Here is a 26,097-nt window from a genome sequence, read left to right as displayed (position 1 = left end):
TTCTTTGCTGGAATCTCATTTTTGAATAGCTTAATAACGATCACATACCACTCAAAGAGAGCGTTTACTCCATTGTATACTTCCATGGCATTTCAAATTGCTTAACAGTGCGTGACGCTCGATATTCCTGATGAAGCAAGTCCGCTGCGGCTAGTTGATCCTCTGTGAGTTTGTCTTTCACTGCTAGCTCTTCTTTTTCAATTCTTTTGCGTGTTCCAATTAACCTATCAGAGCCAATGGCATCCAGATAATTCAGGTAGTAACTGTACGATTTCACCAAATTGGTTTCGACTCTGGTTTTAGCAAAATTACCCGCGTACGCCTTGGCAAGAAGCGCCAGAGACGTTGCATCACCTTGATCGACCGCTTTTTCCATCCAAACAACGGCCTCATGAGTTTTATCGGTTTTAATCATCAGCTGTATGATTTTCTTAATTGCGGGGAGATACCCAGTTTCTGCTAGCTCCAGATACTGCTTTTTCACGGCTTTCATGCGATTACCTGGTAATACAAACCATTCCTCATAGCCCTGCTCTACCAGTTCTACTTCAGCGTATTGGGCAGGCAAATAACCTTGTTCTAGCGCTTTACCGAGCCAGATTTTTGCAAACTTATAGTCGTCTTCCCTATGTCGATAAAACAGCGTCAGCATGGCTTTACTGTTTCCTTTCTCTGCCGCTTTGTCTAATGCAGCAAGGTAGAGATTTTGCCACTTAATGCGCTGCTCTTCATCGCCTGCTCGATGAGTGTGTGCTAAACGCTGCATCGCCCAAACATTTCCACTGTCAGCAGACTGGAAGGTGTACTCGACAATTTCATCTTCCCGCCGCGCCGCATGCGGCAGTGTTGCCAGCTCATCTGCGTAAAGTAACGCCGCCATAGAGTGCCCTCCATCGGCAGCGTACTTCAAATAATGCAGCGCCTGCTCGTTGTGGTATTGCAACCTTAACGTACTGCCTTTTTCGAAGGCGTCTTGCGGCGAGATATCCTCGATTTCATTAATGGCAAAGCTACTCAGCGACACGCCAAGTAGCATTCCACTCAAAACACGGATCACCCCTTTCATTGCCCTACCACCGTCTCTTCTTGCTGTACGCCATCCACACTTTTAGCGGCAACCGCGGGATACTGCGCCACGCCTGAAAGTGCTTTCTGATAAGACGACAATTGCCAAACAATACGTGCAACACGCTCTTGTAGCACCGCAAGCTCCTCTTTGGCGAGATCGTAGTTTTGCTTATCGATTTGCTCCTGAATGTACGCATTCCGGCTGTATATCGGGGATAGGCTTAAAATGTATTGCTCTAACCTTTCAGCGCTTTCCTTATTCTTCGCATGTTTAGATCCACCGACTAAGTTCGCAGCCAATGTTCTCGCCGAATAAAAGCGCTCCAAATCACGCTCCAATTCCACTTTATAGGTTTGGCTTTGGGCTTCTACACGCTCTATCGCGTCTCCCACTTCAGAGTTATCAGGGAACAGCTCTTTCGCCTTATCTATCAACATAATGATATTGATGTATTGCTGATAAACGGTGATCTCAAGATCTTTGTCCATCGCATCCACCAGCGCCGAACGAATGATGTTTTGTTCATCCAGAGGCAATTCTGCCACCGACTCTTCTGTCATCTTCGACAGCAATTCTTCAGTTGGTGCCGACACGGTATTCTTCATGCCTTCGAAGGCATGACACACTTTTAACCGCTCAATTGAATAGTAATACGCCGCGCCTAGGGTCAGCGCCCACGCTAAAACAAACAAAAACATCCAAATATTTCGGCTTGTTTTTGGTGAGTTATCGCTAGGTAAGTCGGATACCGATGCACTAGGCCTTGTCACCGTTTCAATGCGATCAATGTGCTCGAAAATGGAGAAGGCGATACTTTCAAACTTCGGAAGTTCTTCCGGCTGAAAACGCTCACACAGTTCGTGCAAATCTTGTAATGCGCGTTCACAGCGATACAAATCGCGGATCTGATCCCTATTGGGCTTAATCAGCTTTAGATCCGATGTGACCTTGCTGGTCATCCACTGGATAATTTCTTGCTTGTGTCGGCTAGATAATGCCTTGTGCTCGCTGTCTTCCACATACGCGCCAAGCATAAGTTCAAGACCAGAGGCAAACCCTTTGATCCCTTCCACTTTAAAGCCCGCAACCGAGAAATAACTGGTCAGCAGAAAATCCATGCCGATTTCTGTGCCCAGCTTTACACATTCATTAAAAACCGATTCCCATTGAGTCGAACCAGAAAGAAACCCCATACGACCATTTATTTCATTGCGAATTTTCTGATAACGTTCGGAGTCCCTGAGCGACGGTTGGTCGCTCAGTATGGTGAAAATTCCATGGTCGATATAAATTCTGTTTGACACCAGAATACCTTTTTATTGATGGCGCAACGGCTGCGCCACGTACGACTAAAAAATCTAAGGGTATTACCCAATTAAAGGGGTAGCCCTAGGGCCTGTTGGCCTAATACAAGGTTCCAGACAATCGGAACGAATCAAACAACCGTTCTTTGAACGGGTTAACCGAGGCCTCTGAATACAAGCGATAAGACACATCTCCGCGATCAATCGCGAACTTGTAATCCACGCTGGTTAAGCTCCCCCCAACCACTTCACTTTTGTCTAACAAGCGGAACAATGCCCATGGTCCTTTTCGTTCCAAACTTCTCGGCGACAAATTACGCTTAGTCGGCACTAAGGTCACTTTCGATACCGAGCTTCCGCGTAGCGTGTTAGGCCAAATCAATTCCACGGTTTGTCGAGGTCCGTGGCTGTATTCCACGTACTGACCATCGATATTGATAACCGCGCGGCGCTTGTTCGACGTTAAGCGCACAGGCTCCAACGAGAACGCGACATCCAAGATGCCTTTGCGGTTAAAGAACGCACGCTGGATTTTTTTCGCTTGTTTTAGTTGTGCCAGTACTTCTGGGCGAATCAGTGATTGCTGCGCCGAGTCTTCCGATATCGAAATGCCTTCTTCAATGAACATTTTCAGCTGTTCGTTGTAGAAGCTATCCAACGTGCCGCTAGGCGAGAAAAACTCTTCGAAGTCTTCTAACGCCACATCTTTGCGCGAACCTTGATCGAACGGATAGCGAGCCGCAAATTTCTCTTGGAATACCGAATACACGTCACGCTGCCAGCGAATCTCGAGGTGCTTGATGGCCTCTTGTTTCACCACATACCAACTTTCATCGGCGATTTTCGTCACCATATTGTCGAGAGGGCTCGGCAAGCCCGACGCGATACGTTTTAGGGTATAGATTGGGTCTGCATTACTCAGGCTAATACGCGCTTTGGTGGCATCTAATGCTGCGCGGCCAACATCTGGTGCATCTTGAATGGCTTTTAAGTAATTCAGCAGTTGCACAACGGCGGTTTGCACTTCGTCGAAATACGCCGGTTGCGCACCTTGTGCATGCAGCATGGAGTTCAGCTCAGAAAACGGCGCGTGGATCATGGACGCCACTTTGTATTTTGGCGACTTCAGCAACTCTTCTTTGGCTTCTTCATTTTCCGGCAATTCACTGAACAAGCGCGTATTGTCTTCCAGTGCTTGAAGTAGGCGCGTGAAAGGTTGAGTACTGCCCGTTAAGTTATCCAGCACCAACACGGCGTTATTGATATCAACAAAGTATTTCACATCCACTTCATTCAACGCGTTACGCCACGTGTTGGTATAATCGACCACATACTGAGAGCGGATCTTATTTTTCAGGGCGATCTTGTCTGCCGCGCTGAATTCCGCCACTTGTGTTTGCCCAAGTACCCAACTGTCAATTAAAGCGAGTTCCGACACCGAATCCGATTGCTCGATGAAGTAACTATCGAAACCTTGTTTAGACAGCATACGTGGGATCATTAAGTTATCGCTGTCGATAACACGCTCCTCAAACACCACATCAAACACCGGACCTACTTGGTTACGCAGATTAATAGGCGCGCCAAGGTACGTCGATGAATTGGACTTCAAGTTACGGTAAACGCGCTGTTCAATCGACATCGCGCTCAAATCACGCTGCGCCTTCGCGATCATCCCTTCATAAGGGCGAACCGAGGCAATCGCTGCTTGATTGCCTTCCTTATACTGAGTCGCCAAATCGGTGTGGTTCATGGCGTAGTCTAAGTGCTCCAGCAAACGTTCTTGCGTGACACGATTACCCACAAACTGCTTTTGCCAGTTCTTAGAAAAGTAATCCATCACGAATTCTTTATAACGACCGCTTTTGTCGATCATCATTCGGAATACACGAAGCACTTCCAGTTGATGCTCTTCGTTTTCCGCATTCGAAAGCTCTAAAGCAATATCTTTCATCAATGACGGCAGGTAACGGCTTTCCAACAACGCCAAATACGTTTGTTCCACCTTAGGACCAATCATGTGCCCTTGGTACAAACCCATATCAGAAATGTATTCAGGTTTTTCACGGAAGAACCCAAATTCCAGCGTCGCTTCACGAATGGTATCCAACGGCTCCAAGATCTCTTTCTGATTCAGCTGTGAAAGGTCTTCTGGGTACTTATTTCTGAACTCGTTCACCTTGGCCAATACGGCATCGGCTTGATTGACGTTTTTGATGTAGTACCCATGCCAACTACCAAACAGCATAAAGGTGGCAATCAAACACACCACGCACGAAAGCAGCACAATTCTGCGTTTTTGCTTCGCGACTCGGAAGTTATCCGATGCCAAGCCAGCCTCGGGATACACAATTCGGTTAAACAGCTTTTGCGTAAAGTAAACGGTGGAATTTTTGGCATCTTGCGCACGATTTATCGCATGAGTTAAGCCGTAGCGACGTGACGCAGCATCGTCGAACGCATTCGAAGGCACCCCTTGCTGGAAAACAGAGGTAAAGTAGACACCCCGAACCAATGCCGAGGTTGAAAATTGATCGCTCCCTAACGCGTCTTGCAAGAATTCGTGAAGTACTTCTTTCAAACCCGAAATCTGACGGGTAAAGCCATAAATACTGCGACGCTCTGCGTTGTCCATTGTTTCAAGTAGCGACAAAGGCAACGACTCTTTTATACGCTCAATAAAGCGGCTGTAATCTTCGTCAAATTCGTGCAGCCATTTATCAAGGTTGTCGACGGAATCCAACGAAAAGGTAAAGCCCATCACTTCGTCGCGCTTACTTTTCGGGTAATGACGGAAGAAAGGTTCGAAGCCGTGCAGCAAGTCCATTTTGGTTAGCGTGACGTACACAGGCATACGGGTCGATAGGGTTTCCATCAACTCTCTAAGGCGTGTGCGCAGCAAACTTGCATAGGCTTTACGGCTCGATGTTGTGCCCGATGCTAACTGAGCAACATCAATGGCGATCACCACACCGTTCAGTGGGCGGCGGCTACGCGTTCGCTCCAACCATTCGATGAAGTGCATCCATAAGCGACGTTCCATTTGACCGTCGTTATCTTCATTGTTGTACCCCTGAGTTAACAGCTCACCATCAGGGTCTATCAATACGGACTCTTCACCGATCCACCAGTCAAAGCTGTATGGGTTTTCCGTCTTCTTACCTGACGCGCGCATCACTGTAGAGAACACAAAATTCTGGCCAGAGCGGTTAATCAAACTGGTTTTACCGGCGTTTTCCAATCCAATAACCAAATACCAAGGCAGTGCATACAAATGGTTGCGCTTGTTGAGGTTCTCCTTCATGTTGACCATGATTTGGTTTAACTCAACCTCTTGCCTTTCTTCGTATTGAAGAATCGGATCGGCTTTCAACTGTTCGTCGCGTTTAATACCCGCTTTAAAACGATTGAGTGCTTTCCATTGGTACATTCCCCAAAACGCCACACAGATCAGCGAGAAGATCACACTGGCGATCACGCGCGACATAATGGTCGAGAGCGGTTTGGTTTCCTGATACTCCAACATAGGACCCGCCCACCAAATAGCAACGATGATCAACACACACAATGCGACCATTAAAATCGGTATGGCCGACTTGAAGCTCTGACCCATTTTTTTAAGCAAGCCGCTGATAAACTTCCCCATGTTTCTTACCTTGTGTTATTCCGTTACGACGAATTGTTGTAATTGATTGATGAGCGATGGTTCCCAGTCTTCCACTTTGGATTTGATGACCGTTTGGTAAAGGGATTGATAGTGCTGATGCGCCATCGCTTCTAGCCCGTTGTTTGCTAATAAATCGGCGGTTAGCAGCCGCCAGTAAAATATGTCTCTTGGTTCTTTTGCTGACGCCAGCCCTTCATTAAGCATTGCCATAGCAACGGAAAGCCCCGCTTCTTTTGCCATCACAAACGCTTCTTCACGTTTATCATCCCAACTGTTAACAGACGAAGCCGATTGAACGCGCTCGTTAGAACGCAGCCAGTTTTTTGTCTCTTCATTAATGAACGGGACGCCTCCTTTAAAACTCATGGTGGCGAGTTCTGGGATACGTTCGAGAAAGTGTTGCGATTCTTCCAAAATGGCAGCAGCCCAAGTCGGTTGCCCTAGCTTTGAAGCAATTTGCGCACTCAAGTGCTGACCATCGAACCAATAAGGCGCGATGGTGAGGCTTTGTTCTACTTTGCGCCATAACGCCAAGTCTGGGTTACGTTGCAGTTGTTCGAGGTAATCACTCACGCGCTCGCCAACCATAGGTCGAAGTTGAGTTTCACCTTTATGATTGGCATCCGGTGGTGTACTAATGGTCGACCAAACCGCAAAGCGACGCACACGGATACTCAGTGCATGACCGTATTCAAACTCGGTGAGAAAATCCGCCACTTTTTGCAGCGATGCTTTCGTTGCTTTGTCATTCCCCGTATCAATAGAAACAGCGCGAGGCGATGTCGACGAGCTAGCAGAGGAAGGCGAAGCGGAAGACGTATCTTGCGTCACGGGCTGATTCGGAGACGACGGCAGATCTTGCAGCTTATTGGATTCCAGCCAACGTTCTAACTTGCGAATGAACGCAATAAAATTCTCATCATCGAGTGACAGAGATTTTGCGGTATCACTCCAAGCAATTTTTGCTTTCGCGATGGATTCGTTTTGCACCTCTGAAACAGGAATCGTCCCTTTCACCAGCTTGTCTAGTGCCGCATCAAATCGCTGCAAAATCTGGCTAAAGAACTTTCTTCTTGGCAACAATCCACGTGCACCGGGGGCTGGGAAACAGGTTTCCCAATAAGCCGCCATAAAGTCTGCTGTCACTTGAATGGAGAGGTTAAATCGGGAAACAGAATTACTGTGATGAAAACATTGGAGCAAATGCGCCAGTAACTTGAGATCCTTGGTCTTATTTTCCATCAAGGAAAGAATGCCTGTCTCCACTTCTTCCCATCGAACGTCAGCGTGCGACAAAGACCCGACTTTCATCATTTGGCTTTCAACAAAATCGAAAACCGGATCGTCTAAGACTCTTTCCCCGACTGCGCTTTCTTCAGAAATTGGGGCACTCAGCTTGGCTCGGATCGCCTTATCATGCGCCAAGTTATCATCCATGATGTTCGTGTGTTGATCGTCCATGGCTACCATCGGCAAAGCTCCCTTAACTCCGAAAGGGTTTCTTTTGAATTCGGCGTTTCAAACACTGAGCCATCAATGCGTTTTGAATTCGAACGGATGTGGATTTGTTTTTGGCGAGCCAGAGGTTTCAAAATGCTGATCGCCGCCAATCCGCGCCCCGAACGAAGCACCATGCCTTGTTCATCGAACGTCCAGCGTTGACGCTCCGACCCTAGTGAAACATCGGCGCGAGCCCCTTCTTGCTGATCTGGAAAAATGATCTCTAACCGAGAGATTTTCTTAATGCAGCTCGCCATGAGAATCACAGGTGCTTGTTCACTGTCGACTCGAGGCATGGAGTTCAACGTAAACCACAATGCTTTATCACCATTACCGTCAGTGGTTTCGTTACGAATCCAGCCATTAGGTTCGTCGCCGTTTTGAATATCTGATCGGCGCGCTTCACTTTTCACTGCTCGCTGCCAAGGTTCTGGGCGCACCAATGCCTTTGTGGTGGTTGCTTGGGTAATTGGCGTACCGAACAACCCATCAAAACACGCCAAGCGATCAACCTTGGCTGAAATGGCACGGCAAGTTTGCGCTCGCTCCAACAGCGACGTTTCTGTCACTTCTTGCGCTAATACGTAACCTGAAAACGCTAGGCTCCCTAGACAGTTAAGCAAAAGACTGGTGATCGTGAGTGTGCGTTTAACCATCAGATATTGATCTCCAGTTTGGAACATTTGTCGGCCAATGTTCGCTTGGGTATGCCTAAACTCTCCGCCGCACGAGACCGGTCTCCTTTGTACTGACGTAAACGCAGTGCAATGATTTTGGATTCGTAACTTTTTACAGCGGAGCGTAAATCCGAGATGGAAAGCAGTGTTTGTTCTTCATCTGGCACTTCATGAACATTGTCTTCATTGGCTGCTATTCCGGGTGAATCTTGAATGTAGCGACCCAATTCATCTGCCATGAGTTCATGACCGTTGTGAAGGTGTGCGCAGCCAAATTCGATCAAATGCCGAAGCTCTCGCACATTCCCTGGAAACGGGTATTGCATAAGCATATCCAGCGCTTTGAAATGAATACCGCGAACACGAGTACCGTGGGTTTGGTTGAATTGGTCGATAAAATGTTTCGCCAGAATCTCAACATCGCCCATGCGCTCTTTGAGGCTAGGGACATATAAAGGGAATTGGTACAAGCGGTAGTACAAGTCTTGTCTGAAGCTTTTTTCTTCAATTTTCTGGCGCAGCTCGACGTGCGTGGCCGCCACCAAGCGAAAATCGGAGCTCTGCTCTTTTTCAGCACCTAAAGGGCGGTAAGTTCGGGTTTCTAGCACCCGCAGTAACTTCGCTTGAAGAATGGGGGGCATGTCACCGATCTCATCCAGAAACAGCGTTCCGCCATCGGCTTGTGCAATCAAGCCCGGTTTGTTGGTGGTTGCACCGGAAAACGCCCCTTTGGTGTAACCAAATAGCTCGCTTTCTAACAAGTTTTCAGGGATGGCTGCACAGTTAATTGCCACCAGCGATTTATCACGACGAGAAGAAAGGTCATGAATAGCCGACGCTACGACTTCTTTACCTGCCCCCGTTTCACCTTGAATCAATACCGTCATATCGGATTGAGAGGCTGTGGCGATTTGTTCGCGCAGCTTTTTCATTGCCGTGCTGTCACCGACAAGCTTGTGCTTAATCGCATCCGACTGCTTTAAAATGGTTTGCGTTTTTTCAACGTAGGACAATGACTCTTTAAGATTACTCTTCGAGACAGAAGCTTCGTTCAATTCACTTAACCTTTCCCAATGACGAGTAAACAACGCCAAAAAGCGGTCGTAGTGAGATTGTCCAAGAGCGTTTTTCCAACTATCGACGTGAACCAAGTTCACCGACAAGGCCACTACTACGCCATTGCGACTAGGCAATGGAGTCACGACAATTTTTTGATCCGATCGGCAGCCTTCGATCAGTGAGGTGAAGTTGCTGTCACCCTGCCAATACACCAGGTGCTCGTGATTAATGATTTTTTGCCCGCCATTTTGCAACACATGCGCAAATGGGCATTCAAAATCGGTGACATTCCAACAAAGATCCGGCACGCGGTTTAGCGTCACCAACTGGCGACCGTCCGGTGTCACAGCAATAAAAAAGCTTTTATCGACCTGCAAGTCTTGCTCTAACGTGTCGAGCAAAACCTGCACCAGACCGGAGGCTTCTCTTGCATTGACCAGTTTGTCGGAAACGTTAAGCCAATCCGTCATGCTATTCCACCTTACCGATGAATTCGCCATCTTGAGCACAAATGCTGATGTGCGATACGGGTTCTTGATTGGCTAATTTTTCCAGCAATGCCAATGAAATCGGTGGCAACATTTGCCCCTCAATAATGGCTTCTAGCATCCGCGCACCATTTTCGGAGCGAGTGGTACGAGACAAGATTTCGTCGATAACGCTAGAGGCAATATCCACTGTTGCCTTGTAACGCTCGGTAAGCACAGATTCGAGGCGAGCCAATTTGCCGCGCACGATTTTCTCCATCACCTCTTCGCCTAATGGTAGGTAAGGCACCACTTCCATACGCGCTAGTAGAGCGGGCTTAAAGAACGCGGCAAGTTCTGGGTATAACGCATCGTCCATCTCATCGGTGCGGTCGGCGTAATCGACAATGGTTTGGAAACCAAGGTTAGATGTTAAGAAGAACACGATGTTTTGGCAGTCAATCAGACGCCCTTCTCCATCCGCTAACTCGCCTTTGTCGAACGCTTGATAGAACAAGTTAAGCACTTCTGGGTGTGCCTTTTCGACTTCATCAAGCAATACAACGGAGTACGGCATTTTACGAATGGATTCCGTTAACACGCCGCCTTCACCAAAGCCTACATAGCCCGGAGGAGAACCAATCAAACGCGATACCGTGTGTTTCTCTTGATACTCGGACATGTTAATTGTGGTAAGGAATCGCTTGCCGCCGTATAACTCTTCTGCAAGTTGCACCACGGTTTCAGTTTTACCAACACCACTTGGCCCTACAAGTAGGAATGCGCCTTTCGGTCTGCCGGGTCTTCTTAAGTCGGCACGAGCCGTTAGTAGGTGTTTGTGAATTCGCTGAATCGCCACATCCTGCCCTTTAATGGCTTTTTCAAGAATGTCGGGCAAATGAGTCAGCTTCGTCAGCTCATCGGTGTTCATTTGGTCGATCGGCACGCCTGTCCAGTCGGCAATCACTTCGGCGACTTGCTGCTCATCGACTTCTGGGTGAATAAGGCGATCATTAAACGGTGTCTGCTCGAGTTCTTCGTACATGACTTCAAGTGTTTGCTTCGTTTCCTCAAGCTCTTCTGGTGCTAATTCATCAGAAAGCAGCTTGGTACGAAGTTCGATCATGTGATTGATCAAATCGCGCTGTTTTACCCACGCACGCTCGGTTTCGTGGAATTCGGCTTGGCATTCTTCGTCTTTAGCAATAAGCGTGGCAAGGCGCTCTTCATCAATCGATTGCCCGATCTGAAGTTGGCGTTCCAGCATTTTACGCTCCAACTCGTATTGATGTTGAAGTGTTTCCAGTTCAGACATTCTGGCGGGTGGCGTGCTGAGGTTAATGGAAATACGTGCACAGGCGGTGTCTAAAACATCAATCGCTTTATCCGGTAGTTGACGGCCAGACACATACCTTGCCGACAAATGAGAAGCCGCTTTCAACGCGCTGTCTGAAATGAGTACCTGATGATTTTTCTCATACACTTCGCACAATCCCCGAAGGATATCGACGGTTTGATCTGCCGAAGGTTCGTCTAGCTTCACCAATTGGAAACGGCGGCTAAGCGCTGGATCTTTCTCGAAGTATTTTTTGTATTCTTTCCACGTTGTGGCGGCTACGGCGCACAATTCGCCCCTTGCCAGCGCAGGTTTCAACAGGTTAGCAGCGTCGCCGCCTCCTTCCTGATTGCCCGCACCGATGAGGGTGTGCGCTTCGTCGATGAACAAAATGATGGGTGTAGGTGAAGATTTCACTTCATCAATGATGGATTTAAGGCGTTTTTCAAATTCGCCTTTCACGGCTGCGCCTGCTTGAAGTAGGCCAAGATCTAAGCTCATCAGTTCGATGTTTTTCAGCTTATCCGGCACTTTTCCATCAATAATACGCAGCGCCAAACCCTCAACCACAGCACTTTTACCAACACCTGCGTCGCCCACCACAATCGGGTTATTTTTTCGGCGACGACAAAGAATGTCGATCATCAGATTGATTTCTTCATCGCGGCATAACACCGGATCCAGTTCTTGGTTTCGCGCTTGTGCCGTGACGTTGGCGCAGTATTTGTCTAGTGCGCGGTTTCCATCATTCGATACAGGGGCTTTGCCTTTTTTCCCAGAAGCCTCAACAGGCGTCTCGGAAGAATCTTTAAGAATGGTGAAGAATTCGCGACGAATGGTTTCACGGTTTAAACGATCAAATCGCTTAGATAAGGTGACAGGTAAGTAGCGATCAGGGCGCATAATAGCGGTTAAAAAGATAACGCCAGAACGAAGGTGATCAAGGTTCATTTCTGTCGACGCCAACAACCACGCATCTTGCAACAACTCAATCAGGAGCGGCGAAAAAACAGGGTACGTGTCGTGACCCGTTTCACGTGGGAATGCACCTTGCACCATGTCTTGAATTTCATGATGATCGGTATCGCTGCTGCGCAGAATTTCACGTACGTCGCTCAGTGGGTTATCCAGCAACACATGCAGATAGTGCTCAAACGTCACTTCTGAGTGTTCGTGTTCCAAACACAGTGACGCCGCTTGTTCGAGGGCTAATTTGCTCTGTTCGTTCAGTTTACTGATTAATGTTGGGAGTTCGATTCGAATCACGGCGCAACCTTTGACATTGAAAATTAAAAATAAAATCTATTGGTCTTTTTGGGCTATAACGTTTGCTCTGTAACGCATGAGCTATAGCATTTGTTTTATAAAATTTGGTTTAGCTGGCTCAGTACGTCGAGTGACTTGCTGTGCAGCAGATAGCGATAAACAAAAAACACCACAGCCCAAAGCCCGGCAAAACCTGCGAAAATCAGCCATATCGGCATTTGGCGGCTTAGTCGGTATTTGGTAGCTACCACGTGATCTGTCGCGCTGGTTAGCTCTTCTGGCTCTTTGTCATCCAGCCTTGAAAGCGTTTCATAAAGCTTGATGGCGACGCGTTCGCGTTCTTCTTTCCCGCCTTCCACCACTTTGTATTTGCCTTCAAACCCGAGCATCAGGCAGAGGTAAATAAACTCCAGCAAATCGCGATATCTTGGTGGATCGCTCAATAAGCGATTCAGAATGGTGAAGACCTTTTCCCCACCCCATGTTTCGTTGTGAAAACGAGTTAACAGCGAATGCTCCGCCCACGAGCTGTCGGCGCCCCATGGCGTGCTCATGACCGCTTCATCCAACACGGCGCAAAGCACATAGCGATAGGCCATGATCATGGCGTGTTCGATATCGGCTTGAACCAACTCCATCTCGATGGCTTTGATTTCTTCTTGTGCCTGTTTATAGATGGTTTCAATGTTTTCACATTGCGCCAAAGAGCGAATACGAAGCGACAAACCCAGCAAAGGGGTTGCCGCATCGACCATTTTGTTTTGGTTGTCACCACGCAGCTTGAACCAGTAATCCTGATCCGCATCGATGCTCTTTACTTCATCAAACAGAAGTTCGTCGTAACGGTCTTTGTTGAATTCTTCAGTGACGATCATGATTAACTCCTAATGGCCCAGAACTGCAGGTCCAACTCGTCAAACTCACCAGCAACATGGAAAGCAAACCCACTGGCGTTTTGCAGCATGCGCCACGCTTCGCTGGTTTTGTCCAATTGGTAGTAGGTGTAACCTGCGTGGTATGGCAATTGCCTTGGTGCAACGGGTAATGGGTTGACGGGAACGCCTGGAAGTTGCAATGAGATAAGCTCGCGAATTTTTTCGACCGAAGCGACTTTGGTTTGCTGCACAAACAGGCGTCGCAAATCTTCCAAAGGCATGCGCGCGCGAACGGCCAAAATGAAATCGGCAGATTCCAGCAAGCTTTGATCTTGGATAGGCGCAACCATAAGCCCGTAACGGCGTTTTTGTAGCTGAATCGACACCGCTCTTGGTTCCAGCACAATGCTGAGAGACTGGCGCAATTTGAGCATCAAAGACTGAAATGATTCGGTCGGCATTTCATGCTGGTATACCGTAAATTGAGGAGGCATACGGCTTTCGTCTGTGAACGTGGCCAGCTCACCACAGATAGCACTGAGCGATTCATATAAACGCTCTGGGTGTAAGCTTCTTAACGATGACAAATGCTGAAGTTGCGGTTGCAAACGGTTAAGTGATTGCAGCAACATAAAATCGGAGACATCGGCAACACCACCTTGACTTGGCGAACCAATTCGCTGGGCGATATTTTTTGCACGTTCGCGCATTAATCCCGACATTTCGCTGATGAATCGGTGCAAATGCGGAACACCGACAACATTGAAATGACAAGGCACAAAGTCCGGATCCAGCATGACACTGCCATCGGGTCTTTTTTCTAGAATCCTGGCAATAGCAACGGAAGCAAATGCGCTTCGATCTTGTTTTTCTAACATTAAGCGCGGCTGTACAGGTGACACATCCAAGACGGTGCTGTCCCCTTGAGGCGTATGTACATCGCGTACTTCTTGCTTACGAGCAGTGTATCGTCCGGTTCCTTGAGAATCTGGGAAGCTGATTTCAGCTAATGAATCACTGCGAAGTGGTAACGCGAGATACACAATCTGGTTAGCGAGAGAATCGTCGGTGATTTCCAGCGCTTCGGGCATGAGATCTTCTTGAGGAATTCGGAAAACGGTGCCATCGGGCATCACGCCAACCGCTCGCTCTATAGCAATTCGACCAAAGCTTAGGTATTCCGGATTCAGCGACAGCTCTGACACCCCAAATAGGTATTGGCTGGCAGATGACACTCGCTCATCTAACGCGTATTCCATGTAACGTTGTTGTTGCTGGAAATGCTGTGGCTTAATGAATAATCCTTCGCTCCAAACGACTCTATTCCGTGAATACATACTCACTCAACCTTATCTAACTTAATGTCGTAATCTTTAAACAGCATCAGCAAGTGGTACTTCCGACCTAAATTGATGATCTTCACTGCTTTTTTCCATTCGCTCAGTTCTGGCTCAGCAAACTTCGCTAACACGCCGATGTAACGGGTGTCTTCATCCACCACTACGTCGTCGACGTATTTGAATTGACCTGGTGTCAATACGTAGTCATAAACCTGTATGTAGTTGCTTTTTAGTACCTTTTTGTGATCTTCATTGATCTGATCAAAATCCGCAGACATGAACATGGAGTCATCCACCAGCTCAAAGACCTGAACTTCAACGGGGGAGGATTCGCCAAACACATTGGGGTTCACCCCTTCATCTGCCACCATGCTGAACGACACGACAGATGGTAGCTCTCTAACATCTTCACTAGAGCTACACCCTACTAGCAGCAAAACGCCCAAAAATATGGACAGCATTTGTCTCACGATCACGACTCCATCTGTTTCTCACGAAGTAAGCGGTCATACGCTTGATCGAACACTTCCCAGAACAACTTCTCAAAGCCTTGCTGACGATCGGAAGTCAGTTCTTTGTAGTAGCTTTGGTACATTTCCCACGCCCACGCATCGGTGTTCTGTTCTGGGGTTTGGTAGGAACGGCGGTAATTTTCAAATCGCTTCATCAACACTTCTGGTGAAAACGCGCGTACGATTTGCCCGAGCGCTAACGTTGTAGCCATTTGCACGACATCGTTGTGATCTTTCTGGTTTTTCAAACTTTCAGATATCGCAGAAGGCGCTGATAGGTGAACCGCACCAGGATTGGTATTGAATAAGGTTTTCACCGTGTCTTCATAAGACATACCTAAACGAAGCGGGTTATCTTCTATCGGTTGCAGGTTCTTGTTGATCACCCCATAGCGGCTGTTATCCACGTGTTGGTGCAAATCCAGTAAACCTTTCACTGCGGCTTGCAGTGCTGCCCCCATTTCTTCAGATGTCATTTGCACATCACCAGAGTGGTGCGAAGGGGTCACCGACACGCCTAACCCACGAAATAACGGGCCAGACAATAGGTGGTTGTTTTCATCGCCAAGCGGCATATCCGCCTTGAATTGTTCATTTTGGGCGATTTCTTCTTCTAATAAATCTAGGGTTTTATCGTCCATCTTGTAGCCCTCTGTTCTGAACGCGTTTTGTGCACCAGTCTCTTCTGCCAAGAGCTGATCATAGGTGTGAGTTGAAGGCTGAGATGTCTCAACCGGATTCGATTTGGCAGACACTGCTGCTGACTCCGCTCCCGTTACGGGTGAGGAGTTTGAAATGTTTGGTTCTAACTTTTCTGCATCTGGCTTTGAGTACGTAGACTCTTGCTCTGATTCCGCAGGATCTGATTTGGAAAAAAACGAAAATGGGTTAAATCGACTGCGCTTTTTCAGCTTTATTGCAGAAGAAATTTCATATTCACTGTCGGCTTGCAGGGTCGGTTTTTCACGGCTTTCCGGCTCTTCATCCGCCAGCAGCCTATTCGCTTCAATTTGGTCTTCTGACAGTTTTTCTTCTTCTTCGGCGTATAGCCTTTCGCTTTTTGCGGCAGTGTCTCCACCGTCTAATACATCGAGCGGGTCGATGTACGTAATTTCTTCAGGTACGGATAGGCTTTCTTCCGAGTCAGGATCGCCTTTCACTAGGGCGGCATCTTCTATAAACAGCTGCTCAAGGGACTGGTTGTGAGACGACATGCTAGAACGACCCACTCCACTGACCACCATCAACTCATAGACGCCAATTTTAAGGGAGTCTTTGGTGGTGATTTGCGCCATTTTCCCCACGCCAATCGGCATAGTTGCGCCGTTAACGTAGGTTTTGCCACTGAGGTCTTTGACACAAAAATGGCTGTCGTACACCAAGATTTCGCAATGGCTGCCTTGCACTTCTCGACTTTGGTCTTGCAAAACCCAAAACGCACTCGGGCTTGAACCAATCACCCCGCCCTCTTCCGTAAATTCACAGGAAGGGGTGAGCCCTGGTTCCAATTCTTTGGTGTTTGATACCATCAAATTAAGACGTTTATTCTGTTCCACTTCCATGCCTCTATTAACTAACCTGAGCTTTCTGCTGCCTAATCTGACTTTCTATTACCTAGACCAACTTTCTACTGTCGGACTTGAATCGTGACACTCTGTTTGGTGTCACCTTCACCCAAGAACGTCGACCACCCCAAAGGCATGTCGACCTTGCTGTCCAATACCATGGCAGACACCGCTCCTTCTTCGAGCTGCAGTTCCAAGTCGTACGCCATTTGCTCTCGCAGTACGAATTCCACGACTTTGCAAAGTGGCTGATACTCTTTGCCTGTTGGCAGAAAATCTCTGAACCTTTCTTGGCTCAGCCCTTTTAATACCAAGGTGAATTTGCCGTTACACTCTGTCACTCGTTCACCGATAACGGTGTTGTCGCCCAAATTCATGTTTGCCATGCCCAACTGCATTTGTTGGTTCAAGCGAATGTCCACTTTCCTTTGTACCCACTGGCGAATGTCCACGTCTTCAATATCGAAACAATGCGCAATGATCCCCGACACCACTTGCGGTGAACGGCTGCGCCCAGCCAGCATTCCGGCGTAAGAGAGCATCTTGCACCAGTTGATCGGCGTTTCGCCGCGCATGTCCGGATCCGCCAACCCGACCAAGGCAAATAACTGAGCTGAAAAGTCGTCGCTCGCGCCTTCTTGAAATCGAATGTAGTAGCGATATTTCCGCCAAATGCGGTACACCAGCGTGATCATTCGGTTATTAAAGAAGTCGAGAAACGGCCCTCTTAACCCAAACTCGCCCTCCGTTAACACTTGCTCCAGCAAGTACCCAGGCAAAGGAGATTGCGAACCGGTTAACCCTAAAAAGGTGGTTTCCAACTCCAATCGGTCGTCGTGTTTTTGGTCCAAGCCAGACACATCTGACGTAGAAAAACCTAAGCTCGGATTCGACTTAAACACGAACTGACATTGCCTTTCCCAGTCTTCATCTTCTGGATCGTGCTCACTCAGTTGCAGCAGCAATTCCACCAATTGGTAGAAGTTGAAACTTTTTACATCAATGTCGGTTAGATCGATGTCTGTTACTTCGTTTATGTCTGTCATTTCATCCCGAATTGACTCAACCATTGTCGATCTCATATCAGTGGCTGCATTCCATGCTGATTACCCCAGCTGTACTCTTCACGACTTTCTGCATTCACCACCACTAATTCATGGAATGAGTTGATGCTGGCGTACAAAGCGAAAAACTGACTCAAAACTGTGCCAAACAAATACAAATCCCCTTCGGATCCGAATGCGTTTGGGTCCATGGTGATTTTTGAGAGTAAACCTCGAACAGGCATGCCTTTAATGAGCTTGTCAAGCGGCTCGGATTCGATAGAGACAATGCCTTCCATGCGTTGGCGAGAAATGCGCGCGGCTTGTTGATCCACTAAAGAGCGAAAATCGTAGGCACGAAGTACCGAGCACAGCGCTTTCTTATCAAGAAGCGACAAGTAGTTGAGAGATAGATTTGAGATCAATGTCCACAGCAAACTGCCGTCCAATACCGGGCGTAAAGTTTGCGTGGGGATCGTAATATTTTCGAAATCGGCAAACGGAGGAGAGGTGTCGGTGCTTACGCATATATCCCCTACGCCCAACTCCGCCGGTAACTGGCGATTGGTGCACGTGAGCTCTAACGTAACCGCTTCATCCTGCAAGTAACCTGTGGTTTCATCGCCCCTTACGAACGAGATAAAATGATCGAATCCATCCTTGCGAATGCTGTCTTTTACTCGAACACGGTAGTAAAGAGCGAGACGCTTACGTGCCAATTCAATTTCATGCTGAAAGCTTTCAAACGGGGTGTAAACTCGGCGCTGACCACGGATTCGACCGTCGGAGGTTTCTTGCCAACCTTCGACATGATCAACACTGAAAATTTCATAGTGCCTTGGGTAACGGCTGGATGGCGACAAACGGTATTCAGGGCGCTTGCCCGTTAAATCAATCGGATCGGCATCGTGTTTAAACAAGTTCACAATAGGTGTGGCGTACAACGTAAAGCTTTCACTGGTCACTTGCGTGCTGCCAGGCAAGGTTTGGGTGAAGTTAAAGCGAATCGTAAATTTGCCTGCTACATGATCCGGAATGTAACGCCCGATATGCTTAAGTTCGAAGAAATGAAAGGACTCTGGAAACGCCAAGTATTCTTGAAATATGCGATAACCCTGATAAACATTTTTTGGGTATGGCAGTAAGCCGTCGTTATCAAACCCGACGACATCAAATACATCGGTTGGCACCTTAACGCTGCCACCTTCATATTCGACTTCAATGGAATCGATATAATGCCCAAGCCACAGATACAGATTCTGCGCACTGTAGGTGTCGCCACCCAAATAGAAACGCAGCGAATCCAGCTCGATCGACTTAACCGAATCGTCCTTATTGATCATCGACATCTCAAGCGAGACTTTACTGGCGTCTTTAGTGTGCACAGCAGAGACGCGATCGCACACTAACGGGTAAATCTCGACATCTCGACATGTGCGAAACTGGCACGCTGTATCTAACACGGGAATAGAATCCACTGTTGTGGATTTCTTGATTATCTGGCGTGTGCTGAAGTTACCTTTAGGGCTGAACTTTAGGATGCTCATGCTGGGAATTGGGCGAAGGTAGTTCGGCCAAAGCATGTTGATGATGGAGTGAGTTAACTCTGGAAATTCATCTTCGACTTTCTCTCTCAGCTTACCGGTTAGAAACGCGAAGCCTTCGAGTAAGCGCTCGACATCTGGATCGGTGTTCCGACCATTCAAAAAGCGAGAAAGTTGAGGATGAATCTCGGTAAATTGTTTCCCTTGGTCTTTTAAAAACGCCAGCTCATCTCTGAAATATTTGTCTTGTGCCACTAGGTTACTACTCGGTATTTTCTATTATTATCAAGGAGTAAATTAATTTTTACTCTTTCATGAACGGCGGAGGTGTCTATGGTTGCTGCCACGCTAAATCGCAAATTAAGCGGTTCCGCTTCGTCTTGAATCACAAGAACGTCGACTTCTTTCAACCTTGGCTCAAATTCCTCTAAGCATCGCTTAATAGACAGCTTCACTCGAATGGAAAGGTCCAGCATCGCCATGGTGGCATCGTTAAAATCCACTAAGCCCAGATTCGGAGAGCTCAATGACTCTCCGATTCTGGTATTCAGAATGTTAGACACATTCCGTTTAATGGAACGAAGCACCTCAGCGGAATCGGGTCCTTTCGAAAGTGACATGGGTTTAGCGTCAGCCTCTAAACGCTCAAAGAGGCTGACACCATAAACACTTTCTTCTGGGGCGATGTATCCCATTAGGCTTGATCCAAGCGTCCTACTAGAGACAACTCAAAGTTCGCACCCATGTACTTGAAGTGAGGACGAACCGACAGCGATACCTGGTACCAGCCTGGCTCGCCTTCAACGTCATGCACTTCGATAGCGGCTGCACGAAGTGGACGACGGCTGCGCACGTCTGCTGGCGGGTTCTCTTGGTCGGCAACGTATTGCTTGATCCAACCATTGAGTTCACGCTCAAGATCTTGACGCTCTTTCCAAGCACCAATTTGCTCGCGCTGAAGCACTTTAATGTAGTGCGCAAGGCGGTTGATGATCATCATATAAGGCAGCTGAGTACCCAACTTGTAGTTGGTTTCCGCTTCTTTGCCTTCTTTGGTGTTCGGGAAGATCTTTGGTTTTTGGATAGAGTTTGCAGAGAAGAATGCTGCATTATCGCTACCTTTACGCATGGTTAGCGCGATAAAGCCTTCTTCAGCCAATTCGAATTCTTTACGGTCTGTGACCAGAACTTCGGTTGGGATTTTAGATTGCAGTGCACCCATTGACTCGTAAACGTGAACTGGCAAGTCTTCAACAGCACCACCACTTTGTGGACCAATGATGTTCGGACACCAGCGGTATTTCGCAAAGCTGTCGGTTAGACGAGTAGCAAAAGCAAACGCTGTGTTACCCCATAGGTAGCTTTCATGTGAGTTGCTCACATTTTCTTCGTAAGAGAAGGACTTAACCGGGTTTTCCGTTGGATCGTAAGGGACACGAAGAAGGAAACGCGGTGCAGTCAAACCTAGGTAACGCGCATCTTCCGATTCACGCAAAGAACGCCATTTGGTGTACTTAGGGCCTTCGAAGGTAGACTTAAGATCTTTCAGGTTAGGCAGCTCTTCAAACGAGTCGATGCCGAAGAACTCAGGACCCACACTTGAAATGAACGGTGCGTGAGCCATCGCACCCAACGAGCCCATGTATTGAAGTAACTTCATGTCTGGTGTTGATGGTGTGAAGGAATAGTTACCAATGATGACACCTGTTGGCTCACCACCGAACTGACCATAACCAGAAGAGTAAACGTGCTTGTACAAGCCTGATTGCGTCGTTTCTGGTGCGAATTCAAAATCGTCCAACAGCTCTGCTTTCGTAACGTGCAATAAGTCGATTTTGTTGTTTTCATTAAAATCGGTGCGGTCTACCATTAACTTCAGACCACGCCATGATGATTCTAGGTTTTGGAAACCGTCATCATGAAGAATTTCATCAACTTGAGCGCCTATTTTTTTATCGAGTTCAACCAACATTTGATCAACCAGCGCTTTGTTTACTGGTTCTTCTGTGCGGTTGGAACCAACGAGGTTCTCGATAAACGCCGCCACACCTTTTTTAGCAATATCGTATGCTTCTTCATTCGGTGCGATGCGCGTTTGCGCCATGATTTCGTCAAGTAAATTGCCTTGCTGCTGCTCAATCGTTCTTTCTACAGCGACTTCATTTGTTGTCATCGGAATTATCCTTTCGTTCCTGTTTTTCACGCTGGTTATTCATTTCCCTGATCAGACGTTTCTTTCTCATCAGTTGCCACAAGATCGAGTTCCGCCAACAGCTTCTCTCGTGAATCATCAGAAGCAAGCAGCTCTTGTAAACGAGAACGGAATGCAGGCACATTACCTAGCGGACCTTTAAGAGCCAGCAGTGCTTCACGCAATTCGATCAGTTTGTTTAGTTCAGGAACTTGCTTAACGATGGAGTCTGGTGAGAAGTCTGCAAGAGACTCAAATGACAATTCGACTGGCAAATCAGCGTCGTCCTCATCCACTAACTTGCTTGAAACCGAGGTAGAAAGCGTTAACTTGCTTTCCTTCATGACGGATTCGAAGTTGTTTTTGTCGATGCTGACGGGTTTGCGTTCCTCTAAAGGGGTTTCTTCACCGTGTCCTTTAAAGTCTCCAACCACCAATGTCTTCAACGGCAATTCCACTTCCGCCTGAGCGTCGCCCGTCGCAGGAATGTATTTGATATTGATTCTTTCTTTCGGGGCAACACTGCCTTCTTTGGACATATTACGGTCTCCTTCGTCTGTCCCAACTGCTGTTAATGTTGAATTTATTACGAGCAAGCGCTTATTTGAGCGAGCCTGATTGTGCACTTAAACTTTGCATAGTCAGTCTTATGCTCACGACTTGGAATTAACCGCTGTTCTTCAGAAACACCACTGCTTCCAAAAAGAAATTTTTCAATAACGAAGCTTTCCAATAACAACGACTTTCAGTTCCAAATCAGGCTAAATAGCAATAAACAAACACCATTTCGCTCTGACAATCAGAGCAAAAATTATTAAATTCTGCTTGTGAGCTTCTAATTAGGGGAGTCAAGTTCGACAGGATGACGTATAAGAAAGGTACAAGAAAGCGCGTACATTTTATGCACGATATATCTGTATACACCATTAAAGCCTAATAGAATAAATTTTTAATTTTTTAGTCTAGAAATCCACTAGCCAAAGTGAAAATGTAATTAAATTCTCATCTTTAAGAATATTTTTTATATTTTTAAGAACAACTAGCACTTTTTATTCTCTGTTCTTAATCATTCAATTTACGTATTTAACCTACTATATCAGGATAAAGTAAAACCGTTACTGTCATCACAAAAACAAGATGATAAATTTCTCATTTAAAAGACAACACCATCCCTAAGTGTATAAAATACAATCATTAATCATCAAACCTAACAGCTAGGTTTCAATGCAATATATGGCTATAAATTTCATTTAATATCAGCAAGTAACGATCAAGTCAGTCTGTCTTTGTTTGATATGGAATATTTGATATTCCTTATTCTCTTGTACTATAAAATGTATTAATTTGCCAAAACAAATCAGCACTTCATCCATCATTCATATATTCGAGACAGCCTATATTTTATGGGAACGTATAAAATCAAAAATGAGACATTCCCGCAAACAAAGAAATTGATGGGTATATTAATTATTGTATCAACATCACAAAACAAAAATATCGATAAAGAACCGTGAAATATATATTGATGTGACTCTGATCCAGGCATTAATCCGCTATTCAAGCAATAAATTGCCCGCAATATAGCAATCTATTGCTTGAACAATAACTAAAAATCCATAACTTGCTGTTTTTAAATATAAATATTAATTGGCATATTGTTTGCTGTATTACTGCTTGTCTATCGACACTAATTCGCGCAAAAAGCGCTTCATAATTTATTGTTATTTATTTGTTGCTATGAAAAGGATTTAGCCGCTTACCTACGTAAACCTACATATTGAGTTTAAGTTGGGAAGCGACTGGACCAGTAACATTCAACTCTACAAGAGGATTAAATATGCCAACTCCATGTTATATCTCCATTGAAGGTGAAACACAGGGGCTTATTACTGCTGGCGCACTGTCTACCGATTCAATCGGTGATGCGTTTGTTGAAGGTCATGAAGACCAAATGCTGGTTCAAGAATTTAACCACAACGTGACGGTTCCAACTGATCCTCAGTCTGGTCAGCCATCAGGCCAACGTGTTCACAAACCATTCCAGTTCACTGTGGCGCTGAACAAAGCAGTACCGCTACTGTATAACGCCCTAGCTTCTGGTGAGAAGATGAGCTCTGTTGAACTTAAGTGGTACCGCACTTCAATCGAAGGTAAGCAAGAGAACTTCTTTACCACCGTATTAGAAAGTGCGTCAATCGTAGACATTCACTGTGAAATGCCTCACTGCCAAGATCCAACTAAGTCTGACTTTACTCAGAACGTTACGGTGTCTCTGTCTTACCGTAAGATCAACTGGGACCACGTAAACGCAGGTACATCTGGTTCAGATGATTGGCGTAAACCAGTCGAAGCATAATCAAGCAATCGACCAACACCGTATTCGCACCAATGATTTGCTCCCCATTTTGTTGGTGCTCTCCCCCTACGGATTAGGTTGTTCGCATGATGGCAAAGTCACATTGCGTGGCTTTGCGTTTTTCCATTTGTCTGCATCTTTAATGCAGATTTTTAACAAGTTCGATCGCTAAACGGAATGACTGCATGGGCAAATTAAGCTTCTCTCTGGATGTCGAAGGCTTAGCTCCAAATACTTTGATTGTTCGCGAATATCAAGGACAGGAGTCTCTATCACACGATGGAGAATGCCATGGTTTTTGCTACCAGATTGAGTTAGCTAGCCGCTCTATGGATATTCAGCCGAATCAAGTGGTCGACAAAGATGCGTGCCTAATCGTCACTCAAAATGGTGAAGTCACACAAACCGTTCACGGTATTGTTCGTGCTTTTTTTAAAGGTGACACAGGTCGACAACATACTTTTTATACGCTCACATTAGTGCCAGCCATAGAGCGACTTTCTTTAAGACAAAATAGCCGCATTTTTCAAAACCAATCTGTACCCGATATTCTCTCAGTGCTTTTTCAGGAAATGGGCATCAACGATTATGCCTTTTCCCTGAAACGGTCCTGCCAGCCAAGGGAGTTTTGCGTTCAATACCGCGAAACCGATTTAGCCTTTATGCATCGGCTCGCGGCAGAAGAAGGCTTGGTGTATCGCTTCAATCACGAAAAAACTAAACACACGATTGTATTCAGCGACGATAGCCAAACCTACGACGCATTACCGGCCTCAATCACTTACAACGCCATCGCTGGAGCGCAAGCTGATACGCCTTATGTTTTTGGATTCGCTGAAAGAGTGCGTTCAGATGTCACCAACGTCATGTTTCAGGAATACAGCTTTAAGAAGCCCACCTATTCGTTCAAACAAGAACAGATAGGACAAGACATGAGTTATCAGCGTGACGGATACGAGCATTATGATGCCCCCGCGCGCTACAAAGATGATGAAAGTGGTCAAGCCTTTAGCCAATATCGTCTAGAATTCCTCCGACGCGAATCGCATACCGCAGAAGGAAAAAGTAACCATGCGGGCTTACATGCTGGTGTGAAGTTTACGCTCACCGATCACTTAGACCCTAAATACAATCGCTCTTGGATTGTTGTAAAGGTGACGCATTCTGGCACTCAGCCTCAAGCGCTAGAAGAAGAAGGTGGCAGTGGTGCAACGACTTACAGCAACCAATTCACTGTTATACCAGCCAATCGTCAATGGCGAGCGACGCCATTACCCAAACCACAAGTCGATGGCCCAGCTATGGCGATGGTTGTTGGCCCCGACGGTGAGGAAATATTTTGTGACGAACACGGCCGTGTGAAAGTGCACTTCCCTTGGGATCGCTATTCAAACGGCGACGAACACAGTTCTTGTTGGGTGCGAGTTTCCCAAGAGTGGGCAGGAAGCCAATTTGGTGTAATGGCAATTCCCCGAATCGGGCACGAGGTTATTGTGTCTTTTTTGAATGGCGACCCTGATCAGCCGATCATAACGGGAAGAACCTATCACGCTATTAATACGCCTCCTTATACATTGGCAGACAACAAAACCAAGACAGTTATTCGTACAGAAACACACCAAGGGGAAGGGTTCAACGAGCTTAGCTTTGAAGACCAAGCCGACAATGAAAAGGTCTACTTGCATGCCCAAAAAGATTTGGAACGAGAAGTTCAAAACGACAGCCTTAGCCACATAAAACACGATGAGCACGCAACAGTCGACAACGATCAGTTTACGCACATCAAAAACGCTCGTCACTTAGCCGTTGACGGGGAAAGCCGAACTAAAGTCACTGCCGATCAATCATTGGTCGTCGATGGATCTATCCATCAGAAAGCAGGAAGCAATTGGGCAAGTGAAGCCGCAACTGAAATTCACCTAAAATCCGGCGTTAAAATTGTGTTGGAAGCCGGGAGCGAACTCACCCTAAAAGTAGGCGGCAATTTTGTAAAAGTAGACCCCGCAGGCGTGCATGTTGTTGGTTCTAAGATCAACCTGAATTCAGGAGGCAGCGCAGGTAGCGGCGGTGGATTTGGTGGGCAAGGTGCTGAGTTGCCATTGGAGTTAGAAGGGTTGGCTGCGCCAGAGGTGCAAGAATTCTCTCCTTTCAACGCATCTCAACAAAGCCTAGATGCAAATGTCAAAACATCCATCCCGGTGACCCCTGTAATGATGCAAAGGATCCAGAGTGATAGCTCTTCGGATATGGCAATCACCGAAATTTGCCAAAAGCAACCTGATGGCTCATGCCCGCTAGCAAACTGTCCATGTCGGAATTGAGCAAT

Annotated in this window: 19 protein-coding genes; 3 read left to right on the top strand and 16 right to left on the bottom strand. The window is 46.7% G+C overall.

The annotated features are described in order from the left end of the window. Positions 1 to 64 precede the first annotated feature (64 nt). The 16 genes from VPNCDNU1_RS18065 to tssB form a co-directional block, all read right to left on the bottom strand. Positions 65 to 1,066, bottom strand: a complete 1,002-nt coding sequence (locus tag VPNCDNU1_RS18065) for a sel1 repeat family protein (protein WP_104401611.1) — start codon at positions 1,064 to 1,066, stop codon at positions 65 to 67. Beyond that, positions 1,063 to 2,373, bottom strand: coding sequence for a type VI secretion system ImpA family N-terminal domain-containing protein (locus VPNCDNU1_RS18060; protein WP_104401610.1), 1,311 nt, complete (start codon positions 2,371 to 2,373; stop codon positions 1,063 to 1,065). The genes VPNCDNU1_RS18065 and VPNCDNU1_RS18060 overlap by 4 nt, the downstream gene beginning before the upstream one ends. Before the next feature lie 100 nt (positions 2,374 to 2,473). After that, positions 2,474 to 6,019, bottom strand: a complete 3,546-nt coding sequence (gene tssM, locus VPNCDNU1_RS18055; RefSeq protein ID WP_104401609.1) for a type VI secretion system membrane subunit TssM — start codon at positions 6,017 to 6,019, stop codon at positions 2,474 to 2,476. Positions 6,020 to 6,034: 15 nt separating this feature from the next. After that, positions 6,035 to 7,510 (bottom strand): type VI secretion system protein TssA, encoded by a 1,476-nt coding sequence (gene tssA, locus VPNCDNU1_RS18050; protein WP_104401608.1) that lies wholly within the window; start codon positions 7,508 to 7,510, stop codon positions 6,035 to 6,037. Then, positions 7,504 to 8,196: a type VI secretion system-associated protein VasI gene (vasI, locus tag VPNCDNU1_RS18045; protein ID WP_167404829.1), complete on the bottom strand. Its 693-nt coding sequence runs from the start codon at positions 8,194 to 8,196 to the stop codon at positions 7,504 to 7,506. Before vasI ends, tssA begins: the two co-directional genes overlap by 7 nt. Then, the gene (locus tag VPNCDNU1_RS18040; RefSeq protein ID WP_167404828.1) at positions 8,196 to 9,746 is read right to left on the bottom strand and encodes a sigma-54 interaction domain-containing protein; all 1,551 of its coding nucleotides are present in this window, start codon (positions 9,744 to 9,746) and stop codon (positions 8,196 to 8,198) included. The genes vasI and VPNCDNU1_RS18040 overlap by 1 nt, the downstream gene beginning before the upstream one ends. Position 9,747: 1 nt before the next feature. After that, positions 9,748 to 12,345: a type VI secretion system ATPase TssH gene (tssH, locus tag VPNCDNU1_RS18035; RefSeq protein WP_104401605.1), complete on the bottom strand. Its 2,598-nt coding sequence runs from the start codon at positions 12,343 to 12,345 to the stop codon at positions 9,748 to 9,750. Between the two features lie 95 nt (positions 12,346 to 12,440). Continuing rightward, complete coding sequence (gene icmH, locus VPNCDNU1_RS18030) at positions 12,441 to 13,220, bottom strand: type IVB secretion system protein IcmH/DotU (protein WP_101110150.1); 780 nt, start codon at positions 13,218 to 13,220, stop codon at positions 12,441 to 12,443. Between the two features lie 2 nt (positions 13,221 to 13,222). Continuing rightward, the gene (gene tssK / locus VPNCDNU1_RS18025; protein WP_101110151.1) at positions 13,223 to 14,557 is read right to left on the bottom strand and encodes a type VI secretion system baseplate subunit TssK; all 1,335 of its coding nucleotides are present in this window, start codon (positions 14,555 to 14,557) and stop codon (positions 13,223 to 13,225) included. Between the two features lie 2 nt (positions 14,558 to 14,559). Further along, positions 14,560 to 15,021: a type VI secretion system lipoprotein TssJ gene (gene tssJ, locus VPNCDNU1_RS18020; protein WP_370693370.1), complete on the bottom strand. Its 462-nt coding sequence runs from the start codon at positions 15,019 to 15,021 to the stop codon at positions 14,560 to 14,562. An 11-nt stretch (positions 15,022 to 15,032) separates the two neighbouring features. Continuing rightward, positions 15,033 to 16,628: a type VI secretion system-associated FHA domain protein TagH gene (gene tagH / locus VPNCDNU1_RS18015; RefSeq protein WP_167404826.1), complete on the bottom strand. Its 1,596-nt coding sequence runs from the start codon at positions 16,626 to 16,628 to the stop codon at positions 15,033 to 15,035. A 71-nt stretch (positions 16,629 to 16,699) separates the two neighbouring features. After that, complete coding sequence (gene tssG / locus VPNCDNU1_RS18010; RefSeq protein WP_167404832.1) at positions 16,700 to 17,683, bottom strand: type VI secretion system baseplate subunit TssG; 984 nt, start codon at positions 17,681 to 17,683, stop codon at positions 16,700 to 16,702. A gap of 32 nt (positions 17,684 to 17,715) precedes the next feature. Next, positions 17,716 to 19,479, bottom strand: a complete 1,764-nt coding sequence (tssF, locus tag VPNCDNU1_RS18005; RefSeq protein ID WP_104401604.1) for a type VI secretion system baseplate subunit TssF — start codon at positions 19,477 to 19,479, stop codon at positions 17,716 to 17,718. Beyond that, complete coding sequence (tssE, locus tag VPNCDNU1_RS18000; protein WP_101110155.1) at positions 19,479 to 19,919, bottom strand: type VI secretion system baseplate subunit TssE; 441 nt, start codon at positions 19,917 to 19,919, stop codon at positions 19,479 to 19,481. The genes tssF and tssE overlap by 1 nt, the downstream gene beginning before the upstream one ends. Continuing rightward, a complete protein-coding gene (tssC, locus tag VPNCDNU1_RS17995; RefSeq protein WP_101110156.1) occupies positions 19,919 to 21,397 on the bottom strand; it encodes a type VI secretion system contractile sheath large subunit in 1,479 nt (492 codons plus the stop codon). Before tssC ends, tssE begins: the two co-directional genes overlap by 1 nt. 35 nt (positions 21,398 to 21,432) lie before the next feature. After that, on the bottom strand, positions 21,433 to 21,954 hold the full coding sequence (gene tssB / locus VPNCDNU1_RS17990; RefSeq protein ID WP_101110157.1) for a type VI secretion system contractile sheath small subunit: 522 nt from the start codon (positions 21,952 to 21,954) through the stop codon (positions 21,433 to 21,435). A 1,298-nt stretch (positions 21,955 to 23,252) separates the two neighbouring features. Between tssB and VPNCDNU1_RS17985 the strand changes: the two genes are divergently transcribed. The 3 genes from VPNCDNU1_RS17985 to VPNCDNU1_RS17975 are packed head-to-tail and all read left to right on the top strand — an operon-like array spanning position 23,253 to position 26,092. After that, positions 23,253 to 23,771 carry an Hcp family type VI secretion system effector gene (locus VPNCDNU1_RS17985; protein ID WP_104401603.1) on the top strand — a complete coding sequence of 173 codons (519 nt, stop codon included), beginning with the start codon at positions 23,253 to 23,255 and terminating at the stop codon, positions 23,769 to 23,771. Next, positions 23,743 to 23,943, top strand: coding sequence for a hypothetical protein (locus VPNCDNU1_RS17980; protein WP_104401602.1), 201 nt, complete (start codon positions 23,743 to 23,745; stop codon positions 23,941 to 23,943). Before VPNCDNU1_RS17985 ends, VPNCDNU1_RS17980 begins: the two co-directional genes overlap by 29 nt. 13 nt (positions 23,944 to 23,956) lie before the next feature. Further along, on the top strand, positions 23,957 to 26,092 hold the full coding sequence (locus VPNCDNU1_RS17975; protein ID WP_104401601.1) for a type VI secretion system Vgr family protein: 2,136 nt from the start codon (positions 23,957 to 23,959) through the stop codon (positions 26,090 to 26,092). Positions 26,093 to 26,097 lie beyond the last annotated feature (5 nt).

Origin of the sequence: Vibrio penaeicida, from assembly GCF_002933855.1 — a bacterium.
Lineage (GTDB): Bacteria > Pseudomonadota > Gammaproteobacteria > Enterobacterales > Vibrionaceae > Vibrio > Vibrio penaeicida_A.
This window is presented reverse-complemented; position numbering and strand designations above follow the sequence as displayed.

Excerpts from the sequence above, each read along its gene's own strand:
- VPNCDNU1_RS18065 (WP_104401611.1), bottom strand. The coding sequence starts at position 1,066 with ATGAAAGGGGTGATCCGTGTTTTGAGTGGAATGCTACTTGGCGTGTCG.
- tssM (WP_104401609.1), bottom strand. The coding sequence starts at position 6,019 with ATGGGGAAGTTTATCAGCGGCTTGCTTAAAAAAATGGGTCAGAGCTTC.
- tssA (WP_104401608.1), bottom strand. The coding sequence starts at position 7,510 with ATGGTAGCCATGGACGATCAACACACGAACATCATGGATGATAACTTG.
- vasI (WP_167404829.1), bottom strand. The coding sequence starts at position 8,196 with ATGGTTAAACGCACACTCACGATCACCAGTCTTTTGCTTAACTGTCTA.
- VPNCDNU1_RS18040 (WP_167404828.1), bottom strand. The coding sequence starts at position 9,746 with ATGACGGATTGGCTTAACGTTTCCGACAAACTGGTCAATGCAAGAGAA.
- icmH (WP_101110150.1), bottom strand. The coding sequence starts at position 13,220 with ATGATCGTCACTGAAGAATTCAACAAAGACCGTTACGACGAACTTCTG.
- tssK (WP_101110151.1), bottom strand. The coding sequence starts at position 14,557 with ATGTATTCACGGAATAGAGTCGTTTGGAGCGAAGGATTATTCATTAAG.
- tssJ (WP_370693370.1), bottom strand. The coding sequence starts at position 15,021 with ATGCTGTCCATATTTTTGGGCGTTTTGCTGCTAGTAGGGTGTAGCTCT.
- tssG (WP_167404832.1), bottom strand. The coding sequence starts at position 17,683 with ATGACAGACATAAACGAAGTAACAGACATCGATCTAACCGACATTGAT.
- tssE (WP_101110155.1), bottom strand. The coding sequence starts at position 19,919 with ATGGGATACATCGCCCCAGAAGAAAGTGTTTATGGTGTCAGCCTCTTT.
- tssC (WP_101110156.1), bottom strand. The coding sequence starts at position 21,397 with ATGACAACAAATGAAGTCGCTGTAGAAAGAACGATTGAGCAGCAGCAA.
- tssB (WP_101110157.1), bottom strand. The coding sequence starts at position 21,954 with ATGTCCAAAGAAGGCAGTGTTGCCCCGAAAGAAAGAATCAATATCAAA.
- VPNCDNU1_RS17985 (WP_104401603.1), top strand. The coding sequence starts at position 23,253 with ATGCCAACTCCATGTTATATCTCCATTGAAGGTGAAACACAGGGGCTT.
- VPNCDNU1_RS17980 (WP_104401602.1), top strand. The coding sequence starts at position 23,743 with ATGATTGGCGTAAACCAGTCGAAGCATAATCAAGCAATCGACCAACAC.
- VPNCDNU1_RS17975 (WP_104401601.1), top strand. The coding sequence starts at position 23,957 with ATGGGCAAATTAAGCTTCTCTCTGGATGTCGAAGGCTTAGCTCCAAAT.